Genomic DNA, 14,023 nt, shown 5'->3' on the forward strand with positions numbered 1-14,023 from the left:
GTGCGAAATCGCACCTTTTTGCTTTATATAGAAGAGTAACCTTTAAAATTAGACGAATTCGACAGACTCTTCGTCTAATTGGATACTGATTTCAAACTTACTTTGAAGTTCATCAACCAGTTTTTTGTGGAAGGCTTCTTGAGTTCGAGAGACCTCAGCGACCGCCTTTTTAGGTAACGGCAAAGAATCCCAGTTACCATCGATGTTGTACTTGCCGATATTGTACTTCGCCGAATATCCCTCTTCCGACTTATCCAATTCCAGCCACCAGCCCCAGAACTCGCGTTCTTCTGGTGATTTTTTATCGTTCACACATACAGACAAGCAATCAAAGATATAGTGGCCTTCTTCTGATTGCGGTTCCCTTAAGTAAGGCCCGATCGCCTTTAAAACATTCAACAAGCGGTAATGCGTAGGTTGTTGTGTCACTTCTGACATATTGAATCTCCATTTTCAATGTTAAGAATGACGTTACTCAGACTGTTATACGTAGAAACTACGCATTTGGATTTTATAAATTATCTCTGAGTATCAGGTACTTAGTTTGTACACTTTTCATGCTTAACTAATTTAGGAGAAATGTCATCTAAATAATTCATCCTCAAGCCACTTTATCGCCAATTCGAGGGATTGCTCATAACCTTGTGTAATTGACTTAGCTTTGATTTTCTTCGCTTTTCCGTAATCACTGTAAATAGCAACCAGTTGATTATCCATTGGCGGTGAAACCGGGTCACCTTCCAGAGCCAATGCCAAGATAGGAACACTGGTTTTACTGTTTGACAGCAAGCCTTGTACCTTGAGTGACCACGCCATCAACTGCCCAGAAAGGCTATTGATATCGACCGCCCCTTTACCAAGACGCGAAGCCAACACATCTAGATGCATCTTAGGCATCTGTTTCAGTTTGTCGGCATGAACAAAGATGTCGTGAATTGGCGCGCCTAAAGAGATACACGCTTTAATCTTATGTTGCTCAAGGAAAGATAATCTCACCATCGCATTGCCACCGAAGCGGAAACCAAACAAGCCGACTTTGTGGTGATCGACCCATGGGATGTTAGGCAGTTCATTGAGCACAGCTTGGTGAAGGCAAGACGAGTCTTCAGTTAAAGGCCAATGCGCACTGTGCCCTATCGACGGCATATCGACCGTCAACATAGCAATGTTTTTAGGGGCTAGGTAATCTCTAAACAAGCGCCACATATCGGTTTGCAAACTGTCTAGTCCAGCGCTCACAATCACAACAGGCTGAGGTTTATCTGTTTTGGTTAGATGCAAGTTCGCTTTGATCTTCTTGTTTTGGTATGGAATATCAATCTGCTTGACGATCAACTTAGTGTGCTTGATCGCTTCAGAATACGCTGCGTTGGCCAACACTTGAGCCTGAGCTGCCAAGTTGTCGTTCTTGAGGTGTGGGTAACCCGCAATACTGAAGCACAACGATGCGGAAAATAGCTCTTCAGCCATCTCTTCACCATTCTTCTCATTAGAACGATTTTGATGCTGCATACCCAGCTTGGTCCATTCGTATGCCCAGTTACCACTTCGGTAACCCATGACCGTATCAAGCCACTCATCGGTTGTACGAGAGTTATCTGATGACGCGATGCGAGCCAATACCGCTTCCTGCTCTATTGGATTAACGCCTTGCCATACCCACTGAAGACGTCTTAGGTTTCGATACCATGATGAGTTTTGCTGTTCACGTTTCTCATCCAATAGCGCTTCAGAGCTTGGCATGTATTGTGTCAACATTGAGGTCTCTTTCGCTTGCTTGTGCTTTACAAACAAAGTTTCCGAAAGGTTCGAGCTCGTTTCTTCTGGTTCAGACATTGGGATACTTAATAAGAAATGGTTGTCACTAATAATATAAAAAAAAATGACCCTATAAAGGATCATTTCTCAAAAAACTAAGTTTACGCTTATTTTGACTTGCGATTTACTGGCTCTACGTAGCTTAGGCTAGTATCCCAAGGTTGCTCAATCCATGTGTCTTGAGCGATATCAACAATGTACTCGTCTAGCAAATCAGCGCCAGATGGTTTTGCACATACAGCGATCAGTTTCGCTTTAGGGTACATTTCGCGAAGCTTACGTGCAGTGTCACCACTATCAACCAAGTCTTCAACGATTAGGAAGCCTTCGCCGTCACCTTCAGGTGCTTTAACTACTGTCATATCACGTTGGTGATCGTGGTCGTAGCTAGAAATACAAATCGTATCTACGTGACGAATACCTAGCTCACGAGCCAAGATTGCACCAGGAACCAAACCACCACGGCTTACTGCCCAGATGCCTTTCCACTGCTCTGCTGGCATTTGCTTTTCAGCAAGTTGACGGCAGTAAGTCTGCATGTTGTCCCAAGTGATAACGAATTTGTTGCTCATAGTATAAAACCTAATAATTTTGTCATGTTATTAGAGGCTATTTCAAACATAGCCTCTTCAGCGATTAAGCAGAAATCTAGACGATTAAGCGAAAATGTATTTAAGAATAAAGATAGCCGACATTACCCACACAGCAGGTGAAACGTCGCGACCTTTACCACTTAGCAGCTTAATTGCAGCGTAAGCGATGAAACCTAGTGAGATACCCTCAGCGATAGAGTACGTCAGCGGCATAAGCAGACATGTTACCACGACTGGTGCTGCTTCCGTAAGATCACGCCAATCAATGCCAACTAGGCCAGACATCATCAGAATTGCTACATAGAAAAGTGCACCTGATGTTGCGTAAGCCGGAATCATACCTGCAAGTGGCGAGAAGAAAAGAGCCAGTAGGAATAAGATACCAACAACAACAGCCGTTAGACCGGTACGGCCGCCTTCAGCAACACCCGCAACACTCTCAACATAAGAAGTAGTATTTGATGTACCTAGCAGTGCACCAATAGATGTTGCTGTAGAGTCAGCAAGCAGTGCTTTGTTCAAGCGAGGTAGTTTGCCGTCTTCTTTGATTAGGTTTGCTTTCGTTGCAACACCAACCAGAGTACCCGCTGTATCGAACAAATCGACGAACAAGAACGCGAATACCACTGAAATCATACCGATTTCAAATACAGCAGAGAAATCAAGCTGCATGAATGTAGGAGCAAGGCTTGGTGGTGTAGACATGATGCCGCCGTATTGAACGTCACCAATAACAATGCCAAGAGCTGTGATAGCTAGAATCGCAATCATTACTGCCCCTTTCACGCCACGGTGAACAAGAGCAATCGTTAGGAAGAAACCAAGTGAGCCTAGGATAGGAGCAATCGCGGTAATGTCGCCCAGTGAAACTTTAGTTGCTGGGTTAGAAACCACGATGCCAGCATTGCTCAGTGCAATAAACGCTAGGAAAAGACCGATACCTGCAGAGATACCAACACGCAGAGACATAGGGATCGAGTTGATAATCCATTCACGGATCTTAAAGATGCTTAAGAAGATGAAGATTACGCCTGATACGAAAACCGCTGCCAGAGCAACTTGCCACGTATAACCCATACCCATTACAACAGCGTAGGTAAAGAATGCGTTCAAACCCATGCCTGGAGCTTGAGCAATTGGGTAGTTAGCAACAAAGCCCATGATGAAACAGCCAATAGCAGCCGCTAAACAGGTTGCTACAAATACAGCGCCATGGTCCATACCAGCATCAGCTAGAATCATTGGGTTTACAAAAATGATGTAAGCCATTGTTAGGAAGGTTGTTAGACCTGCGATGATTTCAGTGCGCACATTGGTGCCATTTTCACTGAGTTTGAATAGCTTTTCGAACATTATCGAATCCTATAAGGGTAAAAAGTAAACGGTTGCGTAATCGATTGGCTGTGGATTATAAAGTTATCAAATAACAAATTCCAGATAGAATTAAGGCTCTAATCGATATTTATCAGAATGCCGTATGAAACAAAGCGATTAAAAATGAAGATATCATCGATAAATAACCATTAAAAACAAACAATTAACAACAATAGACTCACTAAAACTAGTTGGTTGTTTTTTCTACCATCGGTTATTTTCATTGATAATCTAGCCAGTAAATTCTGAATTCAAACTCACAATAGTTATGTATTTTTCAACAGGATCAGTAATAAGGCGCAAATTGATATTTCGGCGTTTAAAAAACAACCACGCAGAACAGCAAGGAAAGTGACAAGCGAAAGCGGTTTGGAAAAGTAGCAGGCAAAAAAAACGCCACTCAAAACTGAGTGGCGGTAGAATCTGTCAACCAAAAGGGCTGTAAAAGAATTCCAATATATAGGGGTGAACAAAACTGTTCGAGTTACATGCTTACGGTATTAGTAACCAAAGCTTGTAGGGTATGCAAAGTTGCTAGTGTAAACAGAGCTGTTAATCCAGAACATTGCAGATGGTAAACCTTTCATAACTATCACCTTAATAAATCAATAAAAAACGAATTTGATTTCTCGGTTCCTTGGAGGCGATAAAACGGACTCATCCTTTGAGCATTTACTCTTCATCTCAGAAGTTGGTTATTAATATACCCTAAAGAAAAAAGATTACAAGTATTTTTTGCTATACGTCACATTTTTGGCCATTTACGGTTATTTTACAAACTTATTTTGTAATAAAACTACAAAACAGAATTAAACAAACGTTTGCCTGCTCCATTTATAAGCATCAAGGCGCTTAGCTGTGATCAGATGGACAAGATCGCTTTCAAAATTTGAGCTATTTGAGGTTTAGAACCGCTACTCGTCAAAACGCTCAAGTGGTATGCTGTTGCCATCAAAACAGACCCATATTTTAGATTTTTGTTCTAGGTTTTTCCCCATACAAAACCTAAATATATGGTTATTAAATAAAAAAGGAGTCATCCGTGTCTGAATTCCATTCTGAGATCAGTAAATTATCCCCTGCCCCTATCTGGCAGTTCTTCGATAAGATTTGCTCAATCCCACACCCTTCTAAGCATGAAGAAGAGCTTGCTCAATACATTATTGCTTGGGCAACAGAGCAAGGCCTAGATGTACGTCGTGACCCAACGGGTAACGTATTCATCAAAAAGCCAGCAACGGCGGGTATGGAAAACAAAAAAGGTGTAGTGCTACAAGCTCACATCGATATGGTTCCACAAAAGAACGAAGACACAGTTCATGACTTTGCTAAAGATCCAATTCAACCATACATTGATGGTGAGTGGGTTACAGCTAAAGGCACAACGCTTGGCGCTGATAACGGCATGGGCATGGCTTCTTGCCTAGCGGTTCTTGCTTCAAACGAAATCCAGCACGGCCCTATCGAAGTTCTACTAACAGTAGATGAAGAAGCAGGCATGACTGGTGCTTTCGGTCTTGAAGCGGGTTGGTTAGAAGGCGATATCCTTCTTAACACCGATTCAGAGCAAGAAGGCGAAGTGTACATGGGTTGTGCTGGCGGTATCGACGGCGCAATGACATTTGAAATTGCTCGTAATGCGATTCCAGCTGACTTCGTAACACGTAAGCTAACGCTAAAAGGCCTAAAAGGCGGTCACTCTGGTTGTGACATCCACACAGGTCGTGCAAACGCAAACAAACTGCTTGCTCGCTTCCTAGCGGGTCACGCAAAAGAGCTAGACCTTCGCATCGTCGAATTCAAAGGTGGTAGCCTTCGTAACGCGATCCCTCGTGAAGGTTTCGTAACGGTTGCTGTTCCTGCGGCAAACCAAGAAAAACTGGCTTCACTATACAACTACTACACTGAGCTGCTTTCAACAGAGCTAGGTAAAGTAGAAGACAGCATCGTGACTTTCAATGAAGAAGCTTCTGTAGAAATGGGCGCACTTGCGTCAGCAGACCAAGCTCGCTTTATCGCTGCACTTAACGCATGTCCAAACGGCGTGATTCGTATGAGTGACGAGATTGAAGGTGTTGTGGAAACGTCTCTAAACGTAGGTGTTATCACAACAGAAGAGAACTCAATCACAGTACTTTGCCTGATCCGCTCTCTTATCGATTCAGGTCGTAGCCAAGTAGAAAGCATGCTTCACTCTGTTGCTGAACTAGCAGGCGCTAACATCGCGTTCTCTGGTGCTTACCCAGGTTGGAAACCAGACGCAGATTCAGAAATCATGCATATCTTCCGCGACATGTACGAAGGTATCTACGGTCACAAGCCAAACATCATGGTTATCCATGCTGGTCTTGAGTGTGGTCTATTCAAAGAACCTTACCCGAACATGGATATGGTTTCTTTCGGCCCAACCATCAAGTTTCCGCACTCTCCTGATGAGAAAGTGAAGATCGACACCGTTGAGCTATTCTGGAACCAAATGGTTGCATTGCTTGAAGCGATCCCAGAAAAAGCTTAATTCGATAAGCTATGTTTGTTCAGTAAATGGTGTTTTACAGTAAACACCGTTTATCTGAGACAAAATAAAACAGGTACTCAATGAGTACCTGTTTTTGTATCTAATCTTTGTAGCTACTACTTGTGACTAAATAAACAATTAAGCGCGTGAAGCCGCGTAGCTTTCTAGCTCATCAATTGAAGTTTGTGCCACAACTTCGCCATCGATGAAGTACGTCACCATCTCGCCATCACGAACACCGATTAACGTCGCACGCTCACCAGACTGGTAAGTAATGTCCATTTGGATCGTGTTTTCATCAATCTGCTGCATTTGACCTTTTTCGATCACATCTGCACTCGTGATAGGACCCACTGGCGCTTCCGTTAGAGACGGATCAAGTTGGTGGTTGATGTCTAGGTAAGTATCAGTCTTAGTATCAAAGATGTGCGGAGCACCTGTTAGTGGGTTGCTACCAGTCCAGAACTCTAGTGAGTTGAATACTAGGTAATCGGCAGCAACTGTTAGACCGTATGCAGGTGCAAATAGCATGTTCAAACCACCACGAGCGTAACGGTTATCAACAGCCTTGATGTTGAACTTCATTAGGTAACCCGTTACTGCGTTGCTACCAACACAGCCAGATAAAGCAACAGATACCACCGCTAGTGCTACAACTTTTGAAATTGTTTTTTTCATTTTGATCTCAATATTTGAATTTGGCCGCCAAAAAATGGCGGTGGATAATACCAACGAACTGAATGACAAATATCAGCTCTAAGTTAATGTATTGTCAGAAAATTCAAAATTTTAAACACCCTTCAATTAGCCAGATAAAAAACTGAAACCAATTCAGAAGCCCCTTCATAAAAAACTTTTGTCGTCACCGTAAAGCGATTGATTCGTACTAAAAATCAACGATTGCTACATTCCGTGTTAACGAATTATCACCATGTTGAGAACAACCTAAATGGCAAGACTAAAACCTAATCAACCATTCGAATTACTTGGTTATACTGTTCAGCCAGGACAGCGAATGGAGATTGAACTGCAAGCGGCTCAGCTTTACACGCATTCTCCACTTTCGATCCCGATTGAAATTATTCACGGTCGCCAAGCAGGCCCAACACTGATGGTAAATGCGGCTATCCACGGCGATGAGCTAAACGGTGTTGAGATTGCACGACAACTGACCAATGCGATTGATCCAAAGAAACTGAAAGGGACATTAATTGTTGTGCCTATCGTTAACGTATTTGGCTTTATCCATAAATCTCGTTACCTACCAGACCGTCGTGACCTAAACCGTTGCTTCCCTGGCAGTGAGAAAGGATCGTTAACATCACGTATCGCTTACACCTTCTTTGAGAACGTGGCAAAGCACTGTGATTACATTCTGGATCTACACACGGGCGCGATTCACCGTACCAATCTGCCACAGATTCGTGCAAACCTATCGAACCCTGAGACACTGCGCATCGCAAAAGCGTTCGCAACACCCGTGATTATTGATTCTCCACTGCGCGACGGTTCACTGCGTAGCGAAGCGGAAAAACTGGGTATTCCTGTATTAACTTACGAAGGTGGTGAAGCGCTGCGTTTTGATCACCTCGCGATTCGTGCGGGTTACCTTGGCGTGCATCAAGTGATGAAAGAAATCGGCATGCTGCGCCCTAACCGTAAGAAGTTACCAGAGCCAGTATTGAGTAAATCCACCAGCTGGATCCGCGCTGAATCAGACGGTATTTTGCGTAACATGGTAAGACTTGGCGAACAGGTTGAAGCAGGACAAACCCTTGCTTACATCAGCTCTCCATTGGGTCACCAAGAAGGCCAAGTGATCACAACCAAAGGCGGTATCGTGATTGGTCAGCAAACTCTGCCTTTGGTCAACGAAGGTGATGCTGTGTTCCACATCGCTTACTTCAAGCAAGACGATGAAGAAGTAGGACAATCAGTAGAAAGCTACATTGAAGAAGTGGCAGAAGACGATTGGCTAACTGCACTGAATAACTGATCAGACAATGCTTAACAGTTTAAGAGCTCGACGTTAAAAGCGAGAAGCCAAACCGAGCTCTTAAACACAATAAAACAGAACTCCACAAACTAAAAAGCCCCAAAACACTTTTAACTCGAAAGAAAAAAGTTGTATCGGGGCTTTTTTTTCACAAATCCCTTATCTTAAATTAAGGGATCTATAAATTAGTCATGCACTGAATTATTCAGCGTCTTGTTGCTCTTCTGCACGAGCTTTAGCGCGCGCTTCACGTGCTTGCTCAGCTTTAAGCTCTTTAGTGTGACGTAGTTCGTCACGCTCTTTACGTTGCTCTGATTTACGCTCGTTACGTTCAGCTTGGTTAGCGATGAAAGATGCTAGCTCTTTCTCTGCCCACTCTTGTGCTAGAGCTTCAGTTTCGAAACCAGACTCACGCTTAGATACTGTAGTGCTGCGAGACGTTACTTGACGAGTAATCTCTGCACACCAACCGTTGCGTTTTTCTGTAAGGCGGATATCAAATTTTTTGTTCTTAGACATGTTCTATTTTTTCCTAAGGGAGATCATTAAGGGATCGGTCAACTTTGATAACTCCATCTAAGTGAGCATCTTTTAACACCATCCCTTGGTAAGCGCGGTATTAGAGCACAAATCAATGAATATTGCTGCAAATATTTGCAGCGGATCACACTCCAATGCTGCAAATCGTTTGCGCCTAATTTCAATCGGTTCATAACTCTCGGTTCACCATCAACTTCTATCCTATTTTATCGATAACAATGAAATGAACTATGCTCAAACAGAGATAAATGAAAGAGATACCTGCTTGCTCAGGTTTATAGACTCTACTGTCTCACCTACTCCGCTCATAATTAAAATAGCTAAGGAGTTGCTATGGATAGCTTCATCAAAAATTTACCCAAAGTTGAGCTGCACTTACATATAGAAGGCACATTAGAGCCAGAGCTGATGTTCCAACTCGCCAAGCGTAATAACCTGTCGATTCCCTTTGAGACCCCAGACCAAGTTCGAGACGCGTACCAGTTCCACAATCTTCAATCCTTTCTCGATATCTATTATCAAGGTGCAAACGTACTGATTCATGAACAAGATTTCTACGACCTGACCTGGGCTTACCTGTTGAAGTGCCAGCAAGATAATGTGGTTCATACTGAGATCTTCTTCGACCCTCAAACTCACACTGAACGCGGCACTGCCTTTGAAGTCATCGTAAGCGGGATCACTCGAGCTTTAAATCAAGCGGAGCAAGAGCTTGGCATCAGCAGCCAACTGATCATGTGTTTTCTGCGTCACCTTGATGAAGACAGCGCTTTTGAAACACTCAAACAAGCCCTTCCTTATAAAGATAAGATCATTGCCGTTGGGCTGGATTCATCAGAACAGGGCAATCCGCCAGAGAAGTTTAAACATGTATTCCAAGAAGCGATCAACCAAGGCTTCCTGACTGTCGCGCACGCCGGAGAAGAAGGCCCAGCACAAAATATTATCGACGCAGTGAGCTTGCTAGGCATTACCCGAATTGATCATGGCGTTCGCTGTGTAGAAGATGAAGATTTGATGGAACAGCTAATAGCAAAACGTACACCACTGACGGTCTGCCCACTATCGAATACCAAACTCAAGGTGTTTGAGACCATGCAAGAACACAACATCGTCGAGTTGCTGAGAAAAGGGCTGTGCGTCACCATCAATTCCGATGATCCGGCTTACTTCGGCGGCTATATGAATGATAACTTCCTCGCGGTCGCCAATGCTCATCAACTGACGAAAAACGAATTAGCGCAGTTTAGTATTAATGCCATCGAAGCCAGTTTTATCTCACCTCACGCCAAAGAAGATCTCATCACACAGGTACGCCAATACCTTGCTGCGAATACTTAATGAGTTATCAAGATTAAAAAAGGAAAGCTCTGAGCTTCCCTTTCTGTATCAATCGATAATTAATTGGCTTAGCCCGGGTGACCATCCACCCTTGGCGTTAACAGCATCATCCCAAATTTCCAGATAAACAGCCCGAACGCTAACGTCCATAAACCGGCGCTGATGTTAACCATCTCAAATAAATACGCTGGGAAGAATGTCACACCTAAACTACGAACGAGTGCCGCAATAAAAATAGCCGAGAAAGCCAAAGCCATACTTGGCCCTTTATAGATCGCACGACCGGTATGCCCCATCGTCACGCGCGTAATCATTGCCAGAATTAACCCACTCAAACCACCAATCGCAAACAAGTGCAGCATGTTGTGGCTCGCGAACGGGTTGTCTAACAGACCACGTAGCAGCAAGCTGAGAGGGATACATAGATAAGCCGCATGCAGCGACCACACCAAGGGTTCAGATAACGTAGTCCAAGGTTTCCAGCGGATAAAGCGCACCAACTGAGTCACACCAGCAAATACCATCAACTCATTGCCGACTTGAGCAAAGGTCAATGGGAAGAAGCTCAACACAAATAAACCAACCAAAGGTAGATTGGCTAGCCACTCCAACCAAACCAAGGGTTGAGCTTTTTCAAAATCAAAACGACGTGCTGTGAAGAATGGGATCACTCGCCCACCCATCACTGATAACAGCAAGGTAAACCACCACAACATAGCCTGCCAAACTGCAGATGATGGGAATGGAGGCATGCCCTTTATGGTCGCGTAACTAGCAAAGTTCGCCACGATAGCCAATATAAACAGCGGCACAAAAAACAGATTCTTCCAGCCTTTCGACTTCACGACTCGGAAACCAATTTCGTAGGCGGCGAAGATTAAGAACAGCGCCTCAACCGACGAGATCAGCCATAACGGAGCGGGTGTCCAAAACAGAATACGAGGTGCAAGCCATAAGCCAACAAGAGCTGCCAGCCGATAGTGCTTGGTGCCGTTGACACCCGTCCACGTTTGTACCGCCGTTAACACAAAACCAACCACTATCGCCATTGAGAAACCAAACAGCATCTCATGCACGTGCCACCACAGTGCGGGAACTTTTAAAATCTCAGGCTGACCGTTTTGGAACATGATGACCCAAGCGACAATCGCGATCACGGCATAGAGACTGCCTAAAAAGAAGAAAGGTCGAAAGCCTAAACGCAGGTAGGCTGGAATCGCGTCTTCTACACTTTTATCTGTGATATTTAACAAACTCGCTCCTCATTTCAGATAACAAGCCAAGAGTGGCTTCTGGGAATTGCTATTTCATAGTCAAATTCATGATGCAGTAATCATCACTGCAACATTGCCTAACGTAATGCATGAAACGCGCCAAAGGTATAAAGCCAATAAAAACAAGTAACAAGGAGTCTTTAGGCTTCAAAAAAGTGTCAATAAAACACACCCCATAAAAGTCATTTAGACTCATAAGTGTGCAAAATAAAAAACTACTGACATTTGATGAAGCCAAACATATAGTAAGACTAGTCTCAAATACAAAAGAACAGACAGGGAACGCGATGTATATTTTTGGTTATGGTAGCTTGATCAACTCCTCTTCTCGTCAACTCACAGGTCAAACAGGACAAGCGATTCCTGCGATAGTGCATGGCCTAGTTCGTCACTGGAGTAAGATCGATGACAGCTATGTGTTGTCACCTTTGATCGTGAATCTCGGTGAGGGACAAGTGAATGGAGTTTTACTTGAGGTGGATGATATTGCGCTGACTGAGTTTGATCGCCGTGAGCGTGGTTATCACCGTATCGAATTAAAGGCCTCTCAGATAGAAAGCCAAGATGAATTCAAACAGGATCAACCGATCTGGGTTTACATCAAAGACGAGATTGAAGCACCTTGCGAAAACAGCCCTATCGTTCAAACCTACGTCGATACTGTATTAGCAGGATGTTTAGAGGTGTCTGAAAGCTTTGCGGCGCACTTCGTTAAACACACACAAGGTTGGCATCACCCATTAGAAAATGATCGCCACCAGCCTAAATACGGCAACCTTGCTGGGGTTTCCGATCACCATCACAGTGTGATTGATGGCTTGATCCTAACTGTACGCAGCTAGTTGATTTAGGTTGGTGAACACATTGACTCACCAACCTAAAGTGAGCTTAAACAACACGAATACCTGCTGGCATCGCACGTTCAGGTGTTAGCAATACACTTTCAGATTCATCTTCCGTTTCTGCACAAAGCAACATGCACTCAGAAGTGTGGCCTCTCATCTTCGCCTTCGCTAGATTGCACAAAACAACAACCTGCTTACCCATCAACTCTTCTTCTGTGTAGTAAGGGACTAGGCTGGTCACCGTTTGCAGTGTCTTGTCACCAACATCCACTTGCACTATGTAAAGCTTGTCGGCGTTTTCATGACGCACAACCTCAATGATCTTACCCACACGCATTTCTAACTTAGCAAAGTCACCATAAGAGACAGTATCCATTTCTCACTTCCTATATTGGTTTATTTTCACTCATTAAATCATTTACTAAAATTAAGTAAAATGTAAATGTTTACACTAGCATTAAGCCTAATAATTACAAGCGGTAAAGATCTCATTACTGGAAGTAAAATGAGAGTTTCGTTGCCTTACTATCATTGTCGGTGTTAAATAGATGAAGCAATGTATAGAGGTTAAAAATGGCAACAATTAAAGATGTAGCAAAGGAAGCTGGTGTTTCTGTTGCAACCGTATCTCGAGTGATCAACAAGTCTCCCAAGGCGAGTGCAAGCTCGGTAGAGTCTGTAACTAAAGCGATGTCTAAACTTGGCTATCGACCGAATGCCAATGCTCGAGCGCTGGTAAGCCAAAGCACGAACACTGTTGGTGTATTGGTCGGTGACATCTCCGATCCCTTTTTTGGCACGCTGGTTAAGGCTGTCGACAATGTCGCTCGTGAGAACGGAAAACATATCCTTGTCGGTAATGGCTCGCACGATCGTGAAGAAGAGAGACAAGCGATTGAATTGCTGATTAACAGCCGTTGTGACGCCCTGGTGATCCACTCTAAAGGCCTCACCGACGAAGAACTGATTGCCTATGCAAAAGAGGTCAAAGGCTTAGTACTGATCAACCGTTATATTGCTGAGATTGCCAACCACTGTATTTTCTTAGACAACAAAAAAGGTGCGTATCTTGCGACGGAATATCTGATCCGCCATGGCCATAAGAACATTGCCTGTATCGCCTCATCGCATAGCATTGAAGATGCCGATGAGCGTATCCAAGGTTACTTAGCGGCACTCTCAGATTACAAAATAGCGCTCTCTGACAGCTATATTGAATACTCAGCGCCGACCAGTGACGGGGGCGAATACGCCATGACTAACCTTCTGACTAAGTCACTGCCAATCACTGGCATTGTGGCGTACAACGATTACATGGCAGCTGGTGCTTTGTCTGTCCTTGATGAAAACGGTATTCAAGCGCCAGACAAAATGTCGATCATCGGTTTCGATGATGGTTTGATTGCCCGCTATGTTCATCCAAAGCTCACCACTATTCGCTACCCGATTCAGATGATGGCAGAGAAAGCGACACGACTCGCGTTGCACTTAGCCAAAGGTGAAAACACCTCAACGGAGCCAATGATGTTCTCTCCGACTTTGGTGCGCCGTAATTCGGTAGAGAAAATCTAAGCTCTGGTCAACTCACCAAACAACAAACAAAAAAAGCCCTAACAGAATCGCTTCTGTTAGGGCTTTCCTACCTTACTCTGATACCCAACAATCGCGCTTAATAAATCACACACTCGTTGAGCGCCACTTTTGCTCATCCCCCAAGAACAACGCGA

General features: G+C 43.9%; 13 protein-coding genes. 5 read left to right on the forward strand and 8 right to left on the reverse strand.

The window, feature by feature from the left end; genetic code table 11:
• Positions 1 to 48 precede the first annotated feature (48 nt).
• From crl to AB4351_RS09325, 4 genes are all read right to left on the reverse strand, one after another.
• Complete coding sequence (gene crl / locus AB4351_RS09310; protein ID WP_017060787.1) at positions 49 to 438, reverse strand: sigma factor-binding protein Crl; 390 nt, start codon at positions 436 to 438, stop codon at positions 49 to 51.
• Positions 439 to 582: 144 nt separating this feature from the next.
• Entirely contained in the window at positions 583 to 1,836 is a 1,254-nt protein-coding gene (gene frsA, locus AB4351_RS09315) for an esterase FrsA (protein ID WP_017060788.1), read from the reverse strand.
• An 89-nt stretch (positions 1,837 to 1,925) separates the two neighbouring features.
• Positions 1,926 to 2,390, reverse strand: a complete 465-nt coding sequence (gene tet(34), locus AB4351_RS09320; RefSeq protein WP_009847475.1) for an oxytetracycline resistance phosphoribosyltransferase domain-containing protein Tet(34) — start codon at positions 2,388 to 2,390, stop codon at positions 1,926 to 1,928.
• A gap of 84 nt (positions 2,391 to 2,474) precedes the next feature.
• Positions 2,475 to 3,764, reverse strand: coding sequence for an NCS2 family permease (locus AB4351_RS09325; RefSeq protein ID WP_017060789.1), 1,290 nt, complete (start codon positions 3,762 to 3,764; stop codon positions 2,475 to 2,477).
• Positions 3,765 to 4,827: 1,063 nt separating this feature from the next.
• On the opposite strand from AB4351_RS09325, the gene AB4351_RS09330 reads away from it, so the two are divergent.
• Entirely contained in the window at positions 4,828 to 6,300 is a 1,473-nt protein-coding gene (locus AB4351_RS09330; protein ID WP_017060790.1) for an aminoacyl-histidine dipeptidase, read from the forward strand.
• A 138-nt stretch (positions 6,301 to 6,438) separates the two neighbouring features.
• Here AB4351_RS09330 and AB4351_RS09335 read toward each other — a convergent pair whose 3' ends face one another.
• Positions 6,439 to 6,978, reverse strand: a complete 540-nt coding sequence (locus AB4351_RS09335) for a DUF3332 domain-containing protein (RefSeq protein WP_017070352.1) — start codon at positions 6,976 to 6,978, stop codon at positions 6,439 to 6,441.
• A 271-nt stretch (positions 6,979 to 7,249) separates the two neighbouring features.
• Between AB4351_RS09335 and AB4351_RS09340 the strand changes: the two genes are divergently transcribed.
• A complete protein-coding gene (locus AB4351_RS09340) occupies positions 7,250 to 8,296 on the forward strand; it encodes a succinylglutamate desuccinylase/aspartoacylase family protein (RefSeq protein WP_017060792.1) in 1,047 nt (348 codons plus the stop codon).
• 201 nt (positions 8,297 to 8,497) lie between these two features.
• Here AB4351_RS09340 and AB4351_RS09345 read toward each other — a convergent pair whose 3' ends face one another.
• Complete coding sequence (locus tag AB4351_RS09345) at positions 8,498 to 8,815, reverse strand: DUF3622 domain-containing protein (RefSeq protein ID WP_017069509.1); 318 nt, start codon at positions 8,813 to 8,815, stop codon at positions 8,498 to 8,500.
• Positions 8,816 to 9,169: 354 nt separating this feature from the next.
• On the opposite strand from AB4351_RS09345, the gene AB4351_RS09350 reads away from it, so the two are divergent.
• Positions 9,170 to 10,177 carry an adenosine deaminase gene (locus AB4351_RS09350; protein WP_372125702.1) on the forward strand — a complete coding sequence of 336 codons (1,008 nt, stop codon included), beginning with the start codon at positions 9,170 to 9,172 and terminating at the stop codon, positions 10,175 to 10,177.
• Between the two features lie 68 nt (positions 10,178 to 10,245).
• On the opposite strand, the gene AB4351_RS09355 is transcribed toward AB4351_RS09350, so the two are convergent.
• Positions 10,246 to 11,430 (reverse strand): NnrS family protein, encoded by a 1,185-nt coding sequence (locus AB4351_RS09355; protein ID WP_050619970.1) that lies wholly within the window; start codon positions 11,428 to 11,430, stop codon positions 10,246 to 10,248.
• Positions 11,431 to 11,738: 308 nt separating this feature from the next.
• Here AB4351_RS09355 and AB4351_RS09360 point away from each other — a divergent pair, with 308 nt between their 5' ends.
• Positions 11,739 to 12,293 (forward strand): gamma-glutamylcyclotransferase family protein, encoded by a 555-nt coding sequence (locus AB4351_RS09360; RefSeq protein ID WP_372125705.1) that lies wholly within the window; start codon positions 11,739 to 11,741, stop codon positions 12,291 to 12,293.
• A 46-nt stretch (positions 12,294 to 12,339) separates the two neighbouring features.
• Here the strand turns inward: AB4351_RS09360 and AB4351_RS09365 are convergent, their stop codons facing one another.
• Positions 12,340 to 12,672 (reverse strand): tRNA-binding protein, encoded by a 333-nt coding sequence (locus AB4351_RS09365; protein ID WP_017060796.1) that lies wholly within the window; start codon positions 12,670 to 12,672, stop codon positions 12,340 to 12,342.
• A gap of 197 nt (positions 12,673 to 12,869) precedes the next feature.
• On the opposite strand from AB4351_RS09365, the gene AB4351_RS09370 reads away from it, so the two are divergent.
• Positions 12,870 to 13,868, forward strand: coding sequence for a substrate-binding domain-containing protein (locus tag AB4351_RS09370; protein ID WP_102319942.1), 999 nt, complete (start codon positions 12,870 to 12,872; stop codon positions 13,866 to 13,868).
• Positions 13,869 to 14,023: the final 155 nt, after the last annotated feature.

It is taken from the genome of Vibrio sp. 10N.261.51.F11 (assembly GCF_041471665.1).
Taxonomy (GTDB): domain Bacteria; phylum Pseudomonadota; class Gammaproteobacteria; order Enterobacterales; family Vibrionaceae; genus Vibrio; species Vibrio crassostreae_C.